Annotated in this window: 18 protein-coding genes; 14 read left to right on the forward strand and 4 right to left on the reverse strand. The window is 72.3% G+C overall.

The features are described 5' to 3' along the window. Positions 1-498: 498 nt before the first annotated feature. A complete protein-coding gene (locus tag ACIQUC_RS02515) occupies positions 499-1860 on the reverse strand; it encodes an MFS transporter (RefSeq protein WP_022908403.1) in 1362 nt (453 codons plus the stop codon). Positions 1861-2093: 233 nt separating this feature from the next. Further along, the gene (locus ACIQUC_RS02520) at positions 2094-2678 is read right to left on the reverse strand and encodes a hypothetical protein (protein WP_402262881.1); all 585 of its coding nucleotides are present in this window, start codon (positions 2676-2678) and stop codon (positions 2094-2096) included. A 662-nt stretch (positions 2679-3340) separates the two neighbouring features. Here ACIQUC_RS02520 and ACIQUC_RS02525 point away from each other — a divergent pair. Further along, on the forward strand, positions 3341-3544 hold the full coding sequence (locus ACIQUC_RS02525) for a hypothetical protein (protein WP_022907500.1): 204 nt from the start codon (positions 3341-3343) through the stop codon (positions 3542-3544). Between the two features lie 42 nt (positions 3545-3586). Here ACIQUC_RS02525 and ACIQUC_RS02530 read toward each other — a convergent pair whose 3' ends face one another. Continuing rightward, the gene (locus ACIQUC_RS02530; protein WP_402262884.1) at positions 3587-4324 is read right to left on the reverse strand and encodes a YidC/Oxa1 family membrane protein insertase; all 738 of its coding nucleotides are present in this window, start codon (positions 4322-4324) and stop codon (positions 3587-3589) included. Between the two features lie 60 nt (positions 4325-4384). After that, the gene (locus tag ACIQUC_RS02535; protein ID WP_022907502.1) at positions 4385-4669 is read right to left on the reverse strand and encodes a DUF6412 domain-containing protein; all 285 of its coding nucleotides are present in this window, start codon (positions 4667-4669) and stop codon (positions 4385-4387) included. Between the two features lie 67 nt (positions 4670-4736). On the opposite strand from ACIQUC_RS02535, the gene ybaK reads away from it, so the two are divergent. From ybaK to yajC, 13 genes are all read left to right on the forward strand, one after another. Continuing rightward, on the forward strand, positions 4737-5222 hold the full coding sequence (ybaK, locus tag ACIQUC_RS02540; RefSeq protein WP_402262886.1) for a Cys-tRNA(Pro) deacylase: 486 nt from the start codon (positions 4737-4739) through the stop codon (positions 5220-5222). 95 nt (positions 5223-5317) lie between these two features. Next, positions 5318-7912, forward strand: a complete 2595-nt coding sequence (locus ACIQUC_RS02545; RefSeq protein ID WP_402262889.1) for an ATP-dependent Clp protease ATP-binding subunit — start codon at positions 5318-5320, stop codon at positions 7910-7912. Between the two features lie 607 nt (positions 7913-8519). Then, entirely contained in the window at positions 8520-8753 is a 234-nt protein-coding gene (locus ACIQUC_RS02550) for a hypothetical protein (RefSeq protein WP_402262892.1), read from the forward strand. 805 nt (positions 8754-9558) lie between these two features. Beyond that, positions 9559-10101: an adenine phosphoribosyltransferase gene (locus ACIQUC_RS02555; RefSeq protein ID WP_022907327.1), complete on the forward strand. Its 543-nt coding sequence runs from the start codon at positions 9559-9561 to the stop codon at positions 10099-10101. A gap of 202 nt (positions 10102-10303) precedes the next feature. Next, a complete protein-coding gene (gene thrS, locus ACIQUC_RS02560; protein WP_402263803.1) occupies positions 10304-12238 on the forward strand; it encodes a threonine--tRNA ligase in 1935 nt (644 codons plus the stop codon). Next, positions 12238-12891, forward strand: coding sequence for an HIT family protein (locus ACIQUC_RS02565; protein WP_402262894.1), 654 nt, complete (start codon positions 12238-12240; stop codon positions 12889-12891). The genes thrS and ACIQUC_RS02565 overlap by 1 nt, the downstream gene beginning before the upstream one ends. Positions 12892-12903: 12 nt before the next feature. Then, positions 12904-13824: a pyridoxal 5'-phosphate synthase lyase subunit PdxS gene (gene pdxS / locus ACIQUC_RS02570; protein WP_402262897.1), complete on the forward strand. Its 921-nt coding sequence runs from the start codon at positions 12904-12906 to the stop codon at positions 13822-13824. Beyond that, on the forward strand, positions 13818-14414 hold the full coding sequence (pdxT, locus tag ACIQUC_RS02575) for a pyridoxal 5'-phosphate synthase glutaminase subunit PdxT (protein WP_402263806.1): 597 nt from the start codon (positions 13818-13820) through the stop codon (positions 14412-14414). The genes pdxS and pdxT overlap by 7 nt, the downstream gene beginning before the upstream one ends. A gap of 98 nt (positions 14415-14512) precedes the next feature. Further along, positions 14513-15277, forward strand: coding sequence for a YebC/PmpR family DNA-binding transcriptional regulator (locus ACIQUC_RS02580; RefSeq protein ID WP_022905284.1), 765 nt, complete (start codon positions 14513-14515; stop codon positions 15275-15277). A gap of 7 nt (positions 15278-15284) precedes the next feature. Further along, the gene (gene ruvC / locus ACIQUC_RS02585; RefSeq protein WP_261974825.1) at positions 15285-15929 is read left to right on the forward strand and encodes a crossover junction endodeoxyribonuclease RuvC; all 645 of its coding nucleotides are present in this window, start codon (positions 15285-15287) and stop codon (positions 15927-15929) included. Beyond that, positions 15926-16543: a Holliday junction branch migration protein RuvA gene (gene ruvA, locus ACIQUC_RS02590; protein ID WP_402262900.1), complete on the forward strand. Its 618-nt coding sequence runs from the start codon at positions 15926-15928 to the stop codon at positions 16541-16543. The genes ruvC and ruvA overlap by 4 nt, the downstream gene beginning before the upstream one ends. Next, positions 16540-17577 (forward strand): Holliday junction branch migration DNA helicase RuvB, encoded by a 1038-nt coding sequence (ruvB, locus tag ACIQUC_RS02595; RefSeq protein ID WP_022905287.1) that lies wholly within the window; start codon positions 16540-16542, stop codon positions 17575-17577. Before ruvA ends, ruvB begins: the two co-directional genes overlap by 4 nt. Before the next feature lie 95 nt (positions 17578-17672). Further along, positions 17673-18080, forward strand: coding sequence for a preprotein translocase subunit YajC (yajC, locus tag ACIQUC_RS02600; protein ID WP_022905288.1), 408 nt, complete (start codon positions 17673-17675; stop codon positions 18078-18080). Positions 18081-18090 lie beyond the last annotated feature (10 nt).

The following is an 18090-nucleotide window of genomic DNA, read 5'->3' on the forward strand; positions in this document are numbered from 1 at the left end:
GCCAGCCCGTGCGAGGTTGCTCGCTCCGTGCCCGCCTGTAGCGCCGCACCCAGCAGTCAACGCCGCACCAAGTGACCGACACCGCACCGTGCGGAAGTGGCCCCGTGCCAGACGCCCGCCGGCCGGCCTCGTGCCGGAGCAGCACCGACGCGCGGCACCGTGCCGGATCCGCCAGCCCGTGCGAGGTTGCTCGCTCCGTGCCCGCCTGTAGCGCCGCACCCAGCAGTCAACGCCGCACCAAGTGACCGACACCGCACCGTGCGGAACTGGCCGCGTGCCAGACGCCCGCCGGTCGACCGCGTGCCGATGCAGCACCGACGCTCCGCACCGTGCCGGATCCGCCACCCCGTGCGAGGTTGCTTGCTCCGTGCCCGCCTGTAGCGCCGCACCCAGCCGTCAACGCCGCACCGAGTGACCGACACCGCACCGTGCGCCGCGCCGGACGGCCGGCTCCCCCCGCACCCCGCGCCCCGCGCCCCCGCGCCCCGCGCCCGCGCCTCAGCGCCCGCGCCGCGTCGGCACCGAGCCCGTGGCCACCGCGACCGACCCCGTGAGGGTCTGGATGGCCCGTGACACCACCGGCACCGAGGTCGTGACCACCTGGAGCGACGACGTGATGGCCTCGATGGACGACGTCGACAGGTGCTCCTGGTTGTGCGTGTGCACCGGGAAGCCCCGACGCGCCGCGATCACGACACCGAGGGACCCGACCAGCACGGCGGCGCCGGCGAACGGCATGAACTGCAGGCCGACGACCCCGAGTGCCTGGCCGCCGATGGCCGCACCGCCGGCGATACCGATGTTCGACGCACCGTTGACGAGGGCGCCCGCGATGTCGGGGGAGACACCGCCGGTCCGGATCGCCGCCGCCATGAACAGCGTGCCCGTGGTGCCGTTGGCGGCCATCCACACGCCGGCGACGACCATGGTGCCGAGCAGCGACCCGTGCACGAACGGCAGCACCGCGAACGCCGCGGCCATCACGGCGACGGCTGCGATGAGGGTCTGCCGTGGTGCCCGGTCGACGAACATCCCGGCGAGCCAGAGCCCGACGACACCCGTGCCGCCGAGGACGAGCAATGCCCCGCTGACCATGTCGGCGTCGAGCCCGGCGTCGATCGCGTAGGGCCCGATGTACGTGTAGACGACGTAGTGACCGGCGAAGAGCAGCAGGTCGGCGACCACGACGGAGAGCAGGCCGGTGCGAGCCCAGGCCTTCGGCGAGCCGATGTGCGGCGAGGAGGCCCCGCGGACGCTCGGCAGGAACAGGAGCGCGACCACGGCGAGCACCGCTGCGGCGACCGCGACGGCCCCGACAGCCGGGCGCCACCCGATGGACTGCGCGACCCAGGTCGCCACGGGCACGCCGATGACGAAGCCGAGCGAGCTGCCGGAGTACACGAAGGCGATCGCACGACCGGCGAGCCGCGGCGGGACGATGCGCGTGGCGTACGCCGAGGCGACCGAGAAGAACAGCGCGTGGGCGACACCGCCGACGACCCGGCCGGCGCACACGACCGCGAAGGACGGCGCGAGGGCGATCATCACGTTCGACACCGTGTAGCCGACGAGCGTCGCCACGAGGACGGTCTTGCGCGGGAGCCGGGCGGTGAGCGAGGTCAGCGGGAGCGCGAGGATCGCCACCGCGGCGGCGTACACCGTGACGACGATGCCCATGGTCGACTCGGAGACGCCGAGGTCGGCGCTCATGGTGCCGAGCAGCCCGACGGGCATGAGCTCGGTCGTGATCGCGAAGAACGTCGCGAGACCGAGCACGGCGATGCCCACGACGGACTGCGTGGTGACGGTGATCGGCCGCGTGTTCGTCGACACGGCCGAGGTGGTGGTGTGGGTGGACACGCTGCTGACCTCCTCCGGGGAACGGCGGAGCGCGCGTCGGTGTCGACGTGACGACGACCGGACCGGACGGTGCCGGCCGACGATGCGCGCTCGCTGTGGTGTGTGGGTTGTGGGTACGACTCCACGGCGAGTGCGCTCTTCCAGTGTTGCACGGTGCGCCGATGAGATGCGAGAGCCTTCGCCGAGAAAGTCCTAGGAGCGCTCCAACGCCTGTGGCGCCCAGGCATTCCCGGTCAGTTCTCGTTCGTCACCGTGCCCTGCACACCGCCGCCCCGGAGGTTCAGCGTCAGCGTCCCGCTCATCGACTGCGCGGACAGTGACACCGACCCGTGCAGCGCGTCCTGGCGCGGGTAGCACGCCGAGGTCGACTCCAACCGGTTCGCCGTCGCGACGAGGCAGATCGTGGATCGGTCGGTCCCGACGCCCGCCCAGACGCTCCAGGGCGTCTCGAACGAGCCCCCGTCGAGCGCTCGGTTCGTGAAGATGAGCCGGGTCGTCCGGAGCGTCACCGGCGCCTCGACCGGACCGGGCAGCTGGTCCGCGTAGGTCTGCGGCATGTCCAACAGATCCTCGAGCGTGATGGTCCCGGCGCTCGGCGTGACGCTCGGCGCCGCCGCGGGGTCCGGTCGCGACGTCCCGACGACGGTCCCGGCGGCGAACGCGACGCCGACCGCGGCGGCGACCCCGAGACCGACCCATACACGCGGGCGCGTGGTCCCGATCAGGCGCGTGATCCGTTCACGTACGGCGCGGGTGCGGTCCTGGAGGCGCGGCGCACCCCCGCCTCCGATGCCCGCCCCCGCCTCGTGGCCGGGCATCGTGCGTCCATCCGGACCACCCGTCCCGTCGCCAGGGGCGCCGGTGGCGCCAAGGGCGGCGGCGCCGCCGTCGACGTCGGCCGACACGTCCGCGTCGGCCCGGCGCACCGCCGAAGCGGCTGCGTCCGGCAGAGCGCCGACGGCCCCGGGACCGACCGGTGTCACACCGGTCGGTCCCGGGGTGGATGCGGACCCCGGAGCCGGGGCCGGAGCTGTGGCACCGGGAGCTCGGGATGCGTCGCCGCCGGCCGCGCCCGCCGCTGCCCCCGACGAACCAGCGAGGGGCCGTGCGCCGCCGGTGCCGAGTGACGCCCGAGCCGCGCGTCCGGCGCTGCCGTCGCCCGCGGCACCGGACGGCGCCGACGACGGACCGACGGCAGACGGCGTCCGACGCGACCGCGTCGTGGACGGTACCGGCGGGGTGACGCCAGCCGCGCCTCCTGGACCGCGCCGTGGGGCGCCGAGTCGTTGTAAGGCGATCCTCGCGGCGGCCGCGTCGGCCTCCGACACGCCACCGCCCCATGCGAGCGCCTCGAGCCGTGCTCGTTCTGCTGCCACGTCGTCGTCGGCCATGCGCACTCCCGGTCGGTCGCACTGTCCGCCCATCGTCCCACCGGCGGCGGGCGGGCGCGCACCCAGTTCGCGGGGCGTAGACGGGGTGCATGAGCGACAAGCACGATCCCGACCCCGAGACCCTCGAGCCGCTGAGCCATGACACGCAGTCCGGCGAGGCCGACTACGTCGCGACGAGCCCCGGGGGGACCGGCACCGAGCGCCACGTGCCCCTGCCGGAGGAGGAGCAGGGTCGCGGCACCGAGTACGACCCCGTCGACCAGGGTCCGCAGCAGGAGGGCCAGGGCGGCTGACACCCGGCGGCGCGGCCGAGGGTCGACCAACGGTGCCCGGCATCAGGCCAGGACGCGCCGCAGCACCGCCCGCTCCCCGAGGGTCCACACGGCGCTCGTGACGACGTAGAGGGCGGCCGCGAGCGGTGCGATCGCCGCGAACACGACCGTGACGAAGGGCGCCCAACGCCCGATCGCCGCCGTCGCACCGGCACCGGGCACCGAGGGGTCCGCGACGGCTGCCGGGTTCCACCGCAGGTTCGCGCGGCGGGTGAGCTCGACCACGAGGGCGAGCACGGCGAGCAGGAGCACCACGACCCAGGCGTGCGCCCACAGCGGCGAGGTCACGACGACGACGAACGAGTGCCCGAGCGGCACCCCCGCGAGGGTCGCCGAGAGCAGGGTGTTCACCGTGCCGTCGATCGAGGCGTGCGTGAACAGCGTGTAGACGAGCGAGAGGACCGGCGCCTGGGCGAGGACCGGCAGGCAGCCGGCGAGCGGCGAGACCTTCTCGTGTGTGTAGAGCTCCTGCATCGCGCGCCGGAGCCGCTCGGCGTCCTTCGCGTGGCGCTGTCGCAGCGCCGCGATCTGCGGAGCGAGGCGACGGCGGTCCCGTTCCGCGCGCACCTGCAGCACCGCCAGCGGGACGAGCACGGCGCGGACGGCCAGGGTGAGCAGCAAGACGGCGATCGCGGCGGCGAGTCCGCCGAGCGTGGGGGAGAGTGCCGCGGTGGTGGCGGCGAGGAGGTCGGCGCCGCCGTGCAGCAGCGGCCCGACGAGGGGCAGGGTGGTGAGGTCCATGACGTTCCGATCGGTTCGGTGGGAGTGGGTCGCGTGTGCGGCCCGGCCACCGATCGGTGGTCAGGCCGGTGCGACGGCTCCCGGGGCCCGCGGTCGCGCGTGCCCGTCGGCGTCGGGATGACTCCAGGCGATCCGCGTCACGAGGTCGGCCGGGGCCCGCGACGGCACCGCCGACCGCGCCGGCACGAGGCCGACCACGATCGCGAGGACGGCCGCCACGAGGACCGCGACCGCCACGGCCGTGAGCCCGAGCGCGACGACGGCGACGAGCGGGACGGCGCCGACCGAGGGGTCGCCGAGCACGAGCGCGGCGGTGCAGCGCAAGACGAGCTCGACGATGGTCATGGTCCGTTCAGGGTAACGCCCGCGCGCCGTCGCGGGGGAAGTGCCTGGTCACGGCAGGATCGTGCCCATGACCGCAGGTTCGCCGAGCACCCCAGCGACCGTCGCCCTCGAGCAGGCGGGGGTCGCGTACACCCCCCACGTGTACGAGCACCACGAGACCGCCACCAACTTCGGCGAGGAGGCGGCTGCCGCGCTCGGACTCCGCGAGGAGCAGGTGTTCAAGACCCTGGTGGTGTCGGTCGACGGCGCCCTCGCGGTGGCGATCGTCCCGGTGGCGAACCGACTGGACCTCAAGGCCATCGCGGCGGCCGTCGGTGGGAAGAAGGCGACGCTCGCGGACCCGGCCCTCGCCGAGCGGCGCACGGGCTACGTCGTCGGCGGCATCAGCCCGGTCGGTCAGAAGACGAAGCTGCCGACCGTGGTGGACGAGTCGGCGCTCTCCTACCCGAGCATCTTCGTGTCGGGCGGCCGGCGGGGCTTCGACATCGAGGTGGCCCCGGCCGACCTCGTGCGGGTCACGGACGCCACCGCGGCGCCGATCGCACGGACCTGAGCCGGGTCACCGCAAGTTTCTCCGCCGACCGGGAATGAGCCGGTCCCTCCTGCGTTGCATTGAGTCGAAGGCACTCAAGTTCCCAGGAGGTCCCTTTGCCAGCAACGTTCGGCCCGACCGGCGGCAACGACTCGTTCGACGAGTTCCTCGCCCGTCTGCTCGCGGCACAGGAGACCGGCGCCCAGCGATCCGTCCCGCTGGGACGCCCGGTCGACATCACGCGACTGCTCAGCCGTCGCACCCACGAGCTGCTCCAGCGCACCGCCGAGTACGCGGCCGCGCAGGGCCAGCGCGAGATCGACGCCCTGCACGTCCTGCACGTGCTTGTGCGCACCGACCCGTTCACCGCCGTGCTCCGGCACGCCGGCGTCGACCCCGAGCGCTTCGCCGACGAGGTCGAGCAGCGCCTGCCGGTGGCCCGCGAGCCCCAGGAGCAGCCCGACCCTCGCCCGGCCCTGACCGGCACCGCCCAGCGCATCCTGCTCGAGGCAACCCAGGCCGCCCGCGGGTTCGGCAGCACGTACACCGACCCCGAGCACGTCTTCTTCGCGCTCGTCATGGACCAGGACACCGTCACCGGGCAGCTGCTCGCGAGCGCCGGCGTCACCCCGCAGGTCATGCAGGAGTACGCGGCGGAGGCCGCAGCCGCCGCCAGGGAGGGGCGCACGATGCACACGAGCACGGACCAGACCACCGACACCGCGAGCGACACCCCGACGCTCGACCAGTTCGGCACCGACCTCACAGAGCGAGCCCGCGACGGCCGCATCGACCCGGTGATCGGCCGCGCGGACGAGATCGAGCAGACCGTCGAGATCCTGCTCCGTCGCACCAAGAACAACCCCGTCCTCATCGGCGAGCCCGGCGTCGGCAAGACCGCCATCGTCGAGGGACTCGCGCAGCGCATCGCCGACGGCGACGTGCCCGTGCTGCTCCAGGGCAAGCGGGTCGTCGCGCTCGACCTCGCCGGCATGCTCTCCGGCACCCGCTACCGCGGCGACTTCGAGGAGCGCCTCACGACGGCGATGGACGAGATCGCGGCGCACGCCGACGAGCTCATCGTGTTCGTCGACGAGCTGCACACCGTGGTCGGCGCCGGCGGTGGCGGCGAGGGCGGTTCGATGGACGCCGGCAACATCCTCAAGCCCCGGCTGGCCCGCGGCGACCTGCACCTGGTCGGCGCGACCACGCTGAACGAGTACCGCCGGATCGAGAAGGACGCCGCACTCGAGCGTCGCTTCCAGCCGGTCACGGTGGGGGAGCCGAGCGTCGAGGACGCCGTCGCGATCCTCACCGGCCTCGCACCGCGCTACGAGGAGCACCACGGCGTCACCTACACGCCCGACGCCCTCCGCGCCGCGGTCGAGCTGTCCCACCGCTACGTCACCGACCGGCACCTGCCGGACAAGGCCATCGACCTCGTCGACCAGGCCGGTGCGCGCCGTCGGCTCGCCCTGTCCGGGGACGTCGACGTCGAGGCACTGCGCGCCGAGGTCGCCACGCTCGTGGCGTCGAAGGACGCTGCGGTCGCCGAGGAGCACTACGAGGAGGCGTCGCGCCTGCGCGACGAGATCGACGGACTGGAGGCGCGGATCACCGCCGCCAGTCAGGCCGACGCTGGTCGCGCCTCCGGTCCGGAGACCGTGGGCACTTCGATCACGGAGGAGGACATCGCAGCCGTCGTGTCACGTGCCACCGGCATCCCGGCGACCCGCCTGACGCAGGGCGACCGCTCCCGGCTCGCCGCGCTCGAGGACGAACTCCACGAGCGCGTCGTCGGCCAGGACGACGCCGTGCGCGCCATCGCCACCGCGGTGCGGCGCAGCCGGACCGGCATGGGCGACCCCCGTCGTCCGGTGGGCAGCTTCCTGTTCCTCGGCCCGACCGGTGTCGGCAAGACCGAGCTCGCGAAGGCGTTGGCCGGGTCGCTGTTCGGCGACGAGTCGGCCATGCTGCGGTTCGACATGAGCGAGTTCGGCGAGCGGCACACCGTCTCGCGGCTGGTCGGCGCCCCTCCCGGGTACGTCGGCTACGACGAGGCCGGGCAGCTCACCGAGCGCGTCCGTCGGAATCCGTACTCGGTCGTGCTGCTCGACGAGGTCGAGAAGGCGCACCCGGACGTGTTCAACCTGCTGCTGCAGGTGCTCGACGACGGTCGTCTCACGGACGGCCAGGGCCGCACGGTGGACTTCCGGAACACGGTCGTCATCATGACGTCGAACATCGGCTCCGAGTTCCTCGCGTCGCGCTCCGGTGCGCTCGGCTTCGCGCCGGTCGGTTCCGGGGACGGCTACGCCGAGGACGACCTGCGCGCCCGGGTCATGGGCAAGCTGCGTGAGGCGATGCGGCCGGAGTTCATCAACCGCATCGACGAGATCGTGCTGTTCCGGAAGCTCGACCGCTCGCAGATCGAGTCGATCGTGTCACTGCTGCTCGAGGACACGGCGCTCCGGCTCGTCGCGCAGGGCATGACCCTGACGGTGACGGACGCCGCGGTGGCGTGGCTCGCCGAGCACGGCTACGAGCCAGAGTACGGCGCCCGCCCGCTCCGACGCCTGATCCAGCGCGAGGTCGATGACCGCATCGCGAGCCTCGTGGTGGACGAGGCCGTGACGGGCGGCGACACCGTCCGGATCGACGTGGTCGACGGGGCGCTCGAGGCCTCGGTCGCGGTCCCAGCGGCGGTCTAGTCCGGTCTGGCCCACCCTGCGCCAGGACGCCCCGGCACCCCTCGTGGTGCCGGGGCGTCCTTCGTGTCCGGATGTCCGTGGTGCCGGTGCGTCCGAACGGTTCGGGAATGCAATTCCAGACGGATCCCCGGAAAAGGGTTGCGCGGGGAATAGCGGTGTGGATAGTGTTCACGAGCAGCAATCACCGCGTCAGCACGAGACCGAGAGGGGGCCTGACCATGATGTTCACCGCAACGACTCCGTTCCGTGGAATCCGTACGTCCGGCGGCACCCCGATCCGGGTCCGCTGACACGGAGCGTCCCACACCAGCCGCATCTCCGACCGGCCCGTCCGCGCTGAGGTCTCCTCGCCGCACGGTGCCGATCCAGCCGTCCTGTGCGCTCGTCCGACACCCTCGTGGTGCCTCGGTCCGAGCGCGCCGGATGGTCGTCGTGGACGCTGGTGGTCGGTGCGACGCTCCCACCATCGGTAGTCATTCCTGACCGCACTCGTCGTGCATTCTTCGACGGCGGGCGGAATGCATTCTCGCGCATTCATCTCTCTGCCCGCGTTCCGGGCAGCACTGCCATGCCCTGGCAGTCTTCATCACGCCTGAAAGGCACCACCTTGTCAACGAAGACCGTCATCCGCCCTCCCGATACCCGCGCGGTGCGCCGTCGGGTCTCCCTGTCCGACCGCATCGCGCTCCGCGTCGGGCTGTCCCTGATCATCTGGAGCCGCCGGACGCACCACGTCCGGCATTCCGTCGACCTCGAGACGCGCCGGCGTCTCGAGCAGGAGCGGGCTGCCCGCGAGGCCGCCTGGCTCCTGCAGGTCGGCCTGCAGAACCGCTGGCGCTGAGCGCCGCGCGGTTGCTCCGCGCACGGTGCGGGGTGCGTGACCCGGCTCCCGCTGCAGCGCGGCGGCCGCACCGTGCGCCCTGCGTCAGCCGGTGCCGCGCTGCCCGCTCGGTGCGAGGTTGTAACCCCGCACCGAGCGGTCGCGCCCGCACCGGCCGGCGACCGCCGCACCGTGGCGCGCGGCCGCGACCGGCCGCACCCGGCACGACCCGCCCGACGCACCGTGCGCCCTGCGTCACCCGGTGCGGCGCTGCCCGCTCGGTGCGAGGTTGTAACCCCGCACCGAACGGTCGCGCTCGCACCGGCCGGCGTCCGCCGCATCGTGCGGCCGTGGCCGCAACCGGCCGCACCCGGTACGACCCGCCGGACGCACCGTGCGCACTATGTCACCCCGTGCGGCGCTGCCCGCTCGGTGCGAGGTTGTAACCCCGCACCGAGCGGTCGCGCTCGCACCAGCTGGCGTCCGCCGCACCGTGCGGCCGCGGCCGCGGCCGGCCGCGTCCGCGGCCCGCCGCACCCAGCACGACGCGCTTGCTGCACCGTGCGTCCTGCGTCACCCGGTGCCGCGCTGCCCGCTCGGTGCGAGGTTGTAACCCCGCACCGAGCGGTCGCGCCCGCACCAGCCGGCGTCCGCAGCACGGTGCGGCACGGCCGCGACCCGCACGGCGCGGCGCACCCGCACCCGCACCCGCACCCGCACCAGCGCGCCAAGCTCGCACCGTGCGGCGAGCGCGCACGCACGCCCGGCCACCTCGGGACGGGCCGCGCGTGACGGAGGCGCCCCGCGCCTCCCGTAACGTTGTCGGGTGACCGAAACCGCAGCTGCCCTCGTCGAACGCCTCACCGCCGTCGTGCCGGACTTCCCCTCGCCCGGGATCCTGTTCCGCGACGTCACGCCGGTGTTCTCGGACGCCGTCGCGTTCGGCCGGGTGTGCGAAGCACTCGCGGCGCCGTTCGCGATCGGCGACGGCTTCGCAGCGGTCGCCGGCATCGAGGCCCGGGGCTTCGCCCTCGCGGGCGGGATCGCCGCACAGCACCAGGTCGGCGTCCTGACCGTGCGCAAGGCGGGCAAGCTGCCGGGCGAGGTCCTCAGCGAGCAGTACGCGCTCGAGTACGGCGAGGCCGAGCTCGAGCTGCGACCGGGGCAGCTGCCGGCGGGGACGCGGGTGCTCGTGGTCGACGACGTCCTCGCGACCGGTGGGACGGCCGCCGCGACCGTGACCCTGCTCGAGCGCGCCGGGTACGAGGCGATCGGCTTCGCCGCCCTGCTCGAGCTGGACGGACTGGCCGGCCGCGAACGCCTCGAGCCGCGCCTGCCCGTGCAGACCCTCGGCGCCGTCCCCGCCTGACCATTCAGCGGACGGACCGGCCTGACCGTCCAGCGGACGGACCGGCCTGACCCGCCGGCGGACCGCCCGCGCACTAGTCTTGATCCACCCCATCCAACCGAGGAGTCCCATCATCGTGACCGAGTCAGTCGCACCCGAGCCCGCAGACCTTCCCCAGGCACCCGAGCCCCGCACCGCGACGACGACCACGACGGGCACCGAGCTGTTCGACGGCGTCCGCGGCGTCGTGGCGATCCGGGTCGCCGGCGTGCTCAAGGACCTCGCGGCCGAGGTGCACGACGGCGACGTCGTCGAGCCGGTCACCCTCGACGAGCAGGACGGCCTCGACATCCTGCGCCACTCGGCCGCGCACGTGCTCGCGCAGGCCGTGCAGCAGATCAACCCCGACGCCAAGCTCGGCATCGGCCCGCCCGTCACCGACGGCTACTACTACGACTTCGACGTCGCCGAGCCCTTCACCCCGGAGGACCTCAAGGCGATCGAGAAGAACATGGACCGCATCATCCGCCAGACCCAGCGCTTCCGTCGCGTGGTCGTCACCGACGACGAGGCCCGCGAGCGCATGGCGGGGGAGCCCTACAAGCAGGAGCTCATCGGCCTCAAGGGCGCTGCCGAGGCCGGCGACTCCGGCGAGAGCGTCGAGGTCGGCGCCGGCGAGCTGACGGTCTACGAGAACGTCGACCCGAAGACGGGCGAGGTGCTCTGGCAGGACCTCTGCCGCGGCCCGCACCTGCCGCACACCCGGATCATCGGCAACGCGTCGAAGCTCATGCGCGTCGCCGCGGCGTACTGGCGCGGCTCCGAGAAGAACCCGCAGCTCCAGCGCATCTACGGCACCGCCTGGCCGGACAAGGACCAGCTCAAGGCGTACCTCGTCCGCCTGGAAGAGGCTGCCAAGCGCGATCACCGCAAGCTCGGTGCCGAGCTCGACCTGTTCTCCTTCCCCGACGAGATCGGCTCCGGCCTCGCGATCTTCCACCCGAAGGGCGGCATCATCCGCCGCGAGATGGAGGACTACTCGCGCCGTCGGCACGAGCAGGAGGGCTACTCGTTCGTCTACACGCCCCACATCACCAAGGGCGACCTCTTCGAGCAGTCCGGGCACCTCGGCTGGTACCGGGACGGCATGTTCCCGCCCATGCACATGGACGAGGCGCGCGACGAGGACGGCAACGTCACCCGCCAGGGCGCCGACTACTACCTCAAGCCGATGAACTGCCCGATGCACATCCTCGCGTACCGCTCGCAGGCCCGGTCCTACCGCGACCTGCCGCTGCGGATGTTCGAGTTCGGCACCGTGTACCGCAATGAGAAGTCCGGCGTGATCCACGGCCTCACCCGTGTGCGCGGCCTCACGCAGGACGACGCCCACATCTTCACCACGCAGGAGAAGATGAAGGAGGAGCTCACCACGACCCTCCAGTTCGTCCTGTCGCTGCTCCGCGACTACGGGCTGAACGACTTCTACCTCGAGCTGTCGACGAAGGACCCCGAGAAGTACGTCGGCGACGACGACGTCTGGGACGTCGCGACCGACACCCTGCGCGAGGTCGCCGAGGAGTCCGGGCTCGAACTCGTCCCGGACCCCGCCGGCGCGGCCTTCTACGGTCCGAAGATCTCGGTGCAGGCCCGCGACGCGATCGGCCGGACGTGGCAGATGTCGACCGTGCAGCTCGACTTCAACCTGCCGGAGCGTTTCGACCTCGAGTACGCGGCGGCGGACGGCACGCGTCAGCGTCCGGTGATGATCCACCGCGCGCTCTTCGGTTCGATCGAGCGGTTCTTCGGCGTCCTCACCGAGCACTACGCCGGCGCCTTCCCGGCGTGGCTCGCGCCGGTCCAGGTCGTCGCGATCCCGGTCGCGGCCGAGTACGGCGACTACCTCGACGAGGTCGTCGCGAAGCTCCGTGCGCACGGCGTCCGCGCCGAGGTCGACCACTCCGACGACCGCATGCAGAAGAAGATCCGCACGCACACGAAGCAGAAGGTGCCGTTCCAGCTCATCGCGGGCGGCGACGACCGCGACGCCGGCGCGGTGTCGTTCCGCTTCCGCGACGGCCGTCAGGACAACGGCGTGCCGGTGGACGAGGCGGTCGAGCGCATCCTCACCGCCATCCGCGAGCGCGCGCAGGTCTGATGACCCGGCCAGGAGGCACGGATCCCGCCCGGGGGACCGGTCACGTCGACGACGTGGCCGGCCCCACGGCCGCGCCCACCGCGACCGGGTCGGCCGACGACCCGCTCGTCATCCGCGACGCCGCGACCGGCGCCGCGGTGCCGGACGCGTTCCAGCGCCTCTGGAACCCGCACCGGATGGCGTACATCGACGCCGGCCGCGAGGGGAAGGGCCGCGGACACGACGACGACTGCCCGTTCTGCGAGGCCCCGCACAAGTCCGACGAGGACGGCCTCATCGTCGCCCGCGGCGAGCACGCCTACGTCCTCCTCAACCTGTTCCCGTACAACAACGGGCACCTCCTCGTCTGCCCGTACCGCCACGTCCCGCTCTACGACGAGGCGACGCCGGACGAACTCCGCGAGATCGGCGAGCTCACCCAGACGGCGATGCGCGTCCTGCGTGCCGTGTCGCACTGCGACGGCTTCAACATCGGGATGAACCAGGGCGAGGTCGCGGGGGCCGGGGTGGCCGGCCACCTGCACCAGCACATCGTCCCGCGGTGGCAGTCCGACGCGAACTTCTTCCCGATCATCGCGCGGACGAAGTCGATGTCCCAGCTGCTCGGCGAGACCCGCCGACTCGTCGCCGACGGGTGGCCGTCGGAGCACTAGACTGTCGGCATCATGAGCGACAGCAGCAGCACCACGAGCACCCCCGGCACCTCGATCACCGGCTCGGACCGCGTCAAGCGCGGCCTCGCCGAGATGCTCAAGGGCGGCGTGATCATGGACGTCGTCGACGCCGAGCAGGCCCGCATCGCGGAAGAGGCCGGCGCGACCGCCGTCATGGCCCTCGAGCGCGTCCCCGCCGACATCCGTGCGCAGGGTGGCGTCGCCCGCATGTCCGACCCGTCGATGATCGAGGAGATCATCGCCGCGGTGTCGATCCCCGTCATGGCGAAGGCCCGCATCGGCCACTTCGTCGAGGCGCAGGTGCTGCAGGAGCTCGGCGTCGACTACATCGACGAGTCCGAGGTGCTGTCCCCGGCCGACTACGTCAACCACATCGACAAGTGGAACTTCACCACGCCCTTCGTCTGCGGTGCGACGAACCTGGGCGAGGCGCTCCGTCGCATCACCGAGGGCGCGGCCATGATCCGCTCCAAGGGCGAGGCCGGCACGGGTGACGTGTCCGAGGCCACCAAGCACATCCGCACGATCAACAAGGAGATCGCGGCGCTGCGCCACCTCAAGGAAGACGAGCTCTACGTCGCCGCGAAGGACCTGCAGGCCCCGTTCGACATCGTGAAGGAGGTCGCGCAGACCGGCAAGCTCCCCGTGGTGCTCTTCACCGCCGGTGGCGTCGCGACCCCGGCCGACGCCGCGATGATGATGCAGCTCGGCGCGGACGGCGTGTTCGTCGGCTCGGGCATCTTCAAGTCGGGCGACCCCGCCAAGCGCGCCGCCGCGATCGTCAAGGCCACGACCTTCCACGACGACCCCAAGGTCATCGCCGAGGTCTCCCGTGGGCTGGGCGAGGCGATGGTCGGCATCAACGTCGCCGACGTCCCCGCACCGCACCGCCTCGCCGAGCGCGGCTGGTGAGCGCCCGGCCCCGCATCGGGGTCCTCGCGCTGCAGGGCGACTTCCGTGAGCACATCGCGTCGCTGACGGAACTCGGCGCCGACGTGGTGCCGCTCCGTCGCGCCGAGGAGATCGGCGCCCTCGACGGCGTCGTGATCCCCGGCGGTGAGTCGAGCGTCATGGACAAGCTCTCGCGGGCGTTCGGCGTGGCCGAGCCCCTGTCCGAGGCGATCCGCGGCGGCCTGCCGACCTACGGCACCTGCGCGGGCATGATCATGCTCTCCTCGCGCATCGCCGCCGGCATCCCCGGACAGCAGACGCTCGACGTGCTCGACACGACCGTCCGGCGGAACGCCTTCGGCAGCCAGAACGACTCGTTCGAGATCGACGTCCCGATGCCCGCGCTCGGCGAGGCCCCGGTGCACGCGGTGTTCATCCGCGCACCCGTGGTGGAGCAGCACGGCCCGGGGGTCGAGGTCCTCGGCGCCCTGCCGGACGGCCAGGTCGTCGCGGTGCAGCAGGAGAACGTCATCGCGAGTGCGTTCCACCCCGAGGTCGCCGGCGAGGACCGCTTCCACCGCCGCTTCCTCGCCCTCGTCCGCAGCGCCTGATCGCGAGCGGGCATGCACCGGACCCGCGAGGCGGGGCCGCACCGTCCCTCCCGGCCCGGTAAGCTGGACCGGACTTTCCGCAAGACGCAAGGAGCACCGTGTCCGGGCATTCCAAGTGGGCAACGACCAAGCACAAGAAGGCCGTCATCGACCAGCGACGTGCCAAGTCGTTCGCGAAGCTCATCAAGAACATCGAGGTCGCCGCCAAGATGGGCGGCGCCGACATGTCGGGCAACCCGACGCTCGTCGACGCCGTGCAGAAGGCCAAGAAGACCTCGGTCCCCAACGACAACATCGACCGCGCCATCAAGCGCGGCGCCGGCCTGACCGGTGAGTCGATCGAGTACACGACGATCATGTACGAGGGCTACGGCCCGAACGGCGTCGCCATGCTCATCGAGTGCCTCACGGACAACAAGAACCGTGCCGCTGCCGAGGTCCGCACCGCGATGTCGCGGAACGGCGGCACCATGGCCGACCCGGGCAGCGTCGCCTACAACTTCTCGCGCAAGGGCGTCATCTCGGTCACGAAGACCGACGGCCTCGACGAGGACACGGTCATGACGGCCGTGCTGGACGCCGGCGTCGAGGACGTCATCGACCAGGGTGGCGGCTTCGAGGTCATCACCGAGGCGAGCGACCTCGTCGCGGCCCGCACCGCGCTGCAGGACGCCGGGATCGACTACGACTCGGCCGACGCCGAGTTCGTGCCGGGCCTCAAGGTGCCGGTCGACGCCGACACCGCCCGCAAGGTGTTCCGCCTCATCGACGCGCTCGAGGACAGCGACGACGTCCAGAACGTCTACTCGAACTTCGACATCCCCGCGGACGTCCAGGCCGAGCTCGACGAGGACGAGGACTAGCCCGATGCTGCGCGTGCTCGGGGTCGACCCCGGGCTCACGCGGTGCGGCGTCGGCATCGTCGAGGTCGCATCGAACCGCCGCGCCCGGCTCGTCCACGTGACGGTCGTGCGCACCCCGGCGGACATGGCACTCGAGCAACGACTGCTCCGGATCGCCGACGGGATCGCCGCCGAGATCGACGAGCACCATCCGGACGCCGTCGCGGTGGAGCGGGTGTTCGCGCAGGCGAACGTCCGCACCGTGATGGGCACCGCGCAGGCCGCCGGGCTCGCCCTGCACGCCGCGGCGGCGCGCGGCCTGCCCGTCGGGCTGCACACCCCGTCCGAGGTCAAGGCCGCGGTCACCGGGTACGGCAACGCGGACAAGCGCCAGGTGCAGACGATGATCGCCCGTGTGCTCGGCCTCGACGAGGCCCCGAAGCCGGCGGACGCCGCGGACGCGCTCGCGTTGGCCGTGTGCCACGCCTGGAGGCTCGGGTCGCCCGACGCGGTCGGCACGCGTGCCACGAACCTCACCCCGGCACAACGTGCCTGGCGGGACGCGCAGGGCGGGACCACCGACTCGCCGCTCGCCCGGGCCGCCGCGGCCGCCAGCCGCTCGCAGCGTGGCTCGTCGGCATCGTCGGCGGCCGGCCGTAGGCTCGGAGCATGATCGCGAGTCTCCGGGGCACCTGCATCGACATCGCCGGCTCCGGCGTGGTGATCGAGGTCGGGGGAGTGGGCTACGCGGTCACGGTCACCCCGGCGCACGCGCTCACCATGCGGCACGGGTCCGAGGTCTTCGTCCGCACCGCCATGATCGTGCGCGAGGACGAGCACCAGCTGTTCGGCTTCGCCTCCACCGACGCGCTCCAGGTGTTCGACCTGCTGCGCAGCGTGTCCGGGGTCGGGCCGAAGTCGGCGATGGGTGTGCTCGCCCACATGGAGCCCGCCCAGGTCGCGAACGCCGTCGCGAACGACGACGACGGCGCCTTCCGGAAGGTGTCCGGCATCGGCCCGAAGACCGCGAAGCTCATCATCGTCGCGCTCTCCGGCAAGCTCGCCGCGTTCGAACAGGCCCCCGTCGTGGCGTCCAGCGGCGGCGCCGCGCACCCGGCCGCGACCGACGTCGTCGCCGCCCTCGTCGGCCTCGGCTGGCGCGAGGACGCGGCGCAGCGTGCGGTCGACGAGACCATCGCGTCCGAGCCGGGCGTCGCCTCGATGGGCACGCAGGCCCTGCTCCGCGCCGCGCTCGGTGCCCTCCGTCCCGCCGGTGCCGGCCGGTGAGCGGGATCACGTCCGCCGGCGCCGAGTCGCAGGAGGAGCTCGCGTTCGAGGGCGCCCTGCGACCGAAGTCCCTCGACGAGTTCGTCGGGCAGCGGAAGGTCCGGGGGCAGCTCGACCTGCTCCTCAAGGCGGCCGCGATGCAGGACCGCACCCCGGACCACATCCTGATGGCCGGCCCGCCCGGGCTCGGCAAGACGACCCTCGCGATGATCGTCGCGCACGAGTCCGGCCGCCCCCTGCGGATGTCGAGCGGACCGGCGATCCAGCACGCGGGCGACCTCGCCGCGGTGCTGTCGTCGCTCGTCCCGGGCGAGGTCCTCTTCATCGACGAGATCCACCGGATGGCGCGCTCGGCAGAGGAGATGCTCTACCTCGCGATGGAGGACTTCCGCATCGACGTGATGGTGGGCAAGGGCGCCGGAGCGACGAGCATCCCGCTCGACCTGGCGCCGTTCACCCTCGTCGGGGCCACCACCCGGGCCGGCCTCCTGCCGAACCCGCTGCGCGACCGCTTCGGGTTCACCGCGCACCTCGAGTTCTACGAGAAGGACGAGCTCGAACAGGTCCTGATCCGCGCGGCCCACCTGCTCGAGCTCGACATCGACCGGTCCGCCCTGCGCGAGATCGCCGGACGCTCGCGGGGCACCCCGCGCATCGCGAACCGGCTGCTCCGCCGTGTCCGCGACTACGCCCTGGTGCACCGCACGACCGACGGCATGGCCGCCGTGCAGGGAGCCCTCGACCTCTACGACGTCGACGAGCTCGGTCTCGACCGGCTCGACCGCGCCGTCGTCGAGACCATGCTCACGCGCTTCGACGGTGGACCCGTCGGCCTCAACACCCTCGCGGTGTCCGTGGGCGAGGAATCCGAGACGATCGAGTCGGTGGTCGAGCCGTTCCTCGTGCGCGTCGGGCTCGTCACCCGCAGCCCCCGCGGCCGGATCGCCACGCCGCAGGCCTGGCGCCACTTCGACATGACCCCCGGGCAGAACGGTCTCGCGCAGCCCGGGCTGTTCGACGACGACGCCGACTGACGTCCCCGCCCGCAGTCCCGGTGACATGCCACGCACAGACGTGTGCCCTAGACTGCTACGGCCCGAAACCGAGCAACCAGAGAAGGCAACGCATCATGGGTCAAGAAGTCATCCTCATCGTCATCGTCGTGGCGTTCGCGGCCTTCATGTTCTACAACAGCCGGAAGCGCAAGAAGCAGCAGTCCGAGCTCGCCACCAAGATGGTGCCCGGAGCGAAGGTCATGCTGTCCTTCGGCCTGTACGGCACGCTCCTGTCCGTCGACGACGAGAAGGTCACGGCCGACGTCGAGATCGCTCCGGGAACGGTCGTCACCGTGCACCGCCAGACCCTGTCGCGTGTCGTCGACGACACCGCGTCGGACATCACCACCACGGCCACGCCCGAGGACGAGCCCGCTGCGCCGAAGCCCGTCGCCGAGCTGAACGGGGAGCCGATCTACGGCGAGCGTGTCGACTCCACCGACGCCGACGCCGACGCTGCGAAGCGCAAGACCGAAGACTGACTCCCTCGGC

Origin of the sequence: Curtobacterium sp. NPDC098951, from assembly GCF_044759965.1 — a bacterium.
GTDB lineage: Bacteria > Actinomycetota > Actinomycetes > Actinomycetales > Microbacteriaceae > Curtobacterium.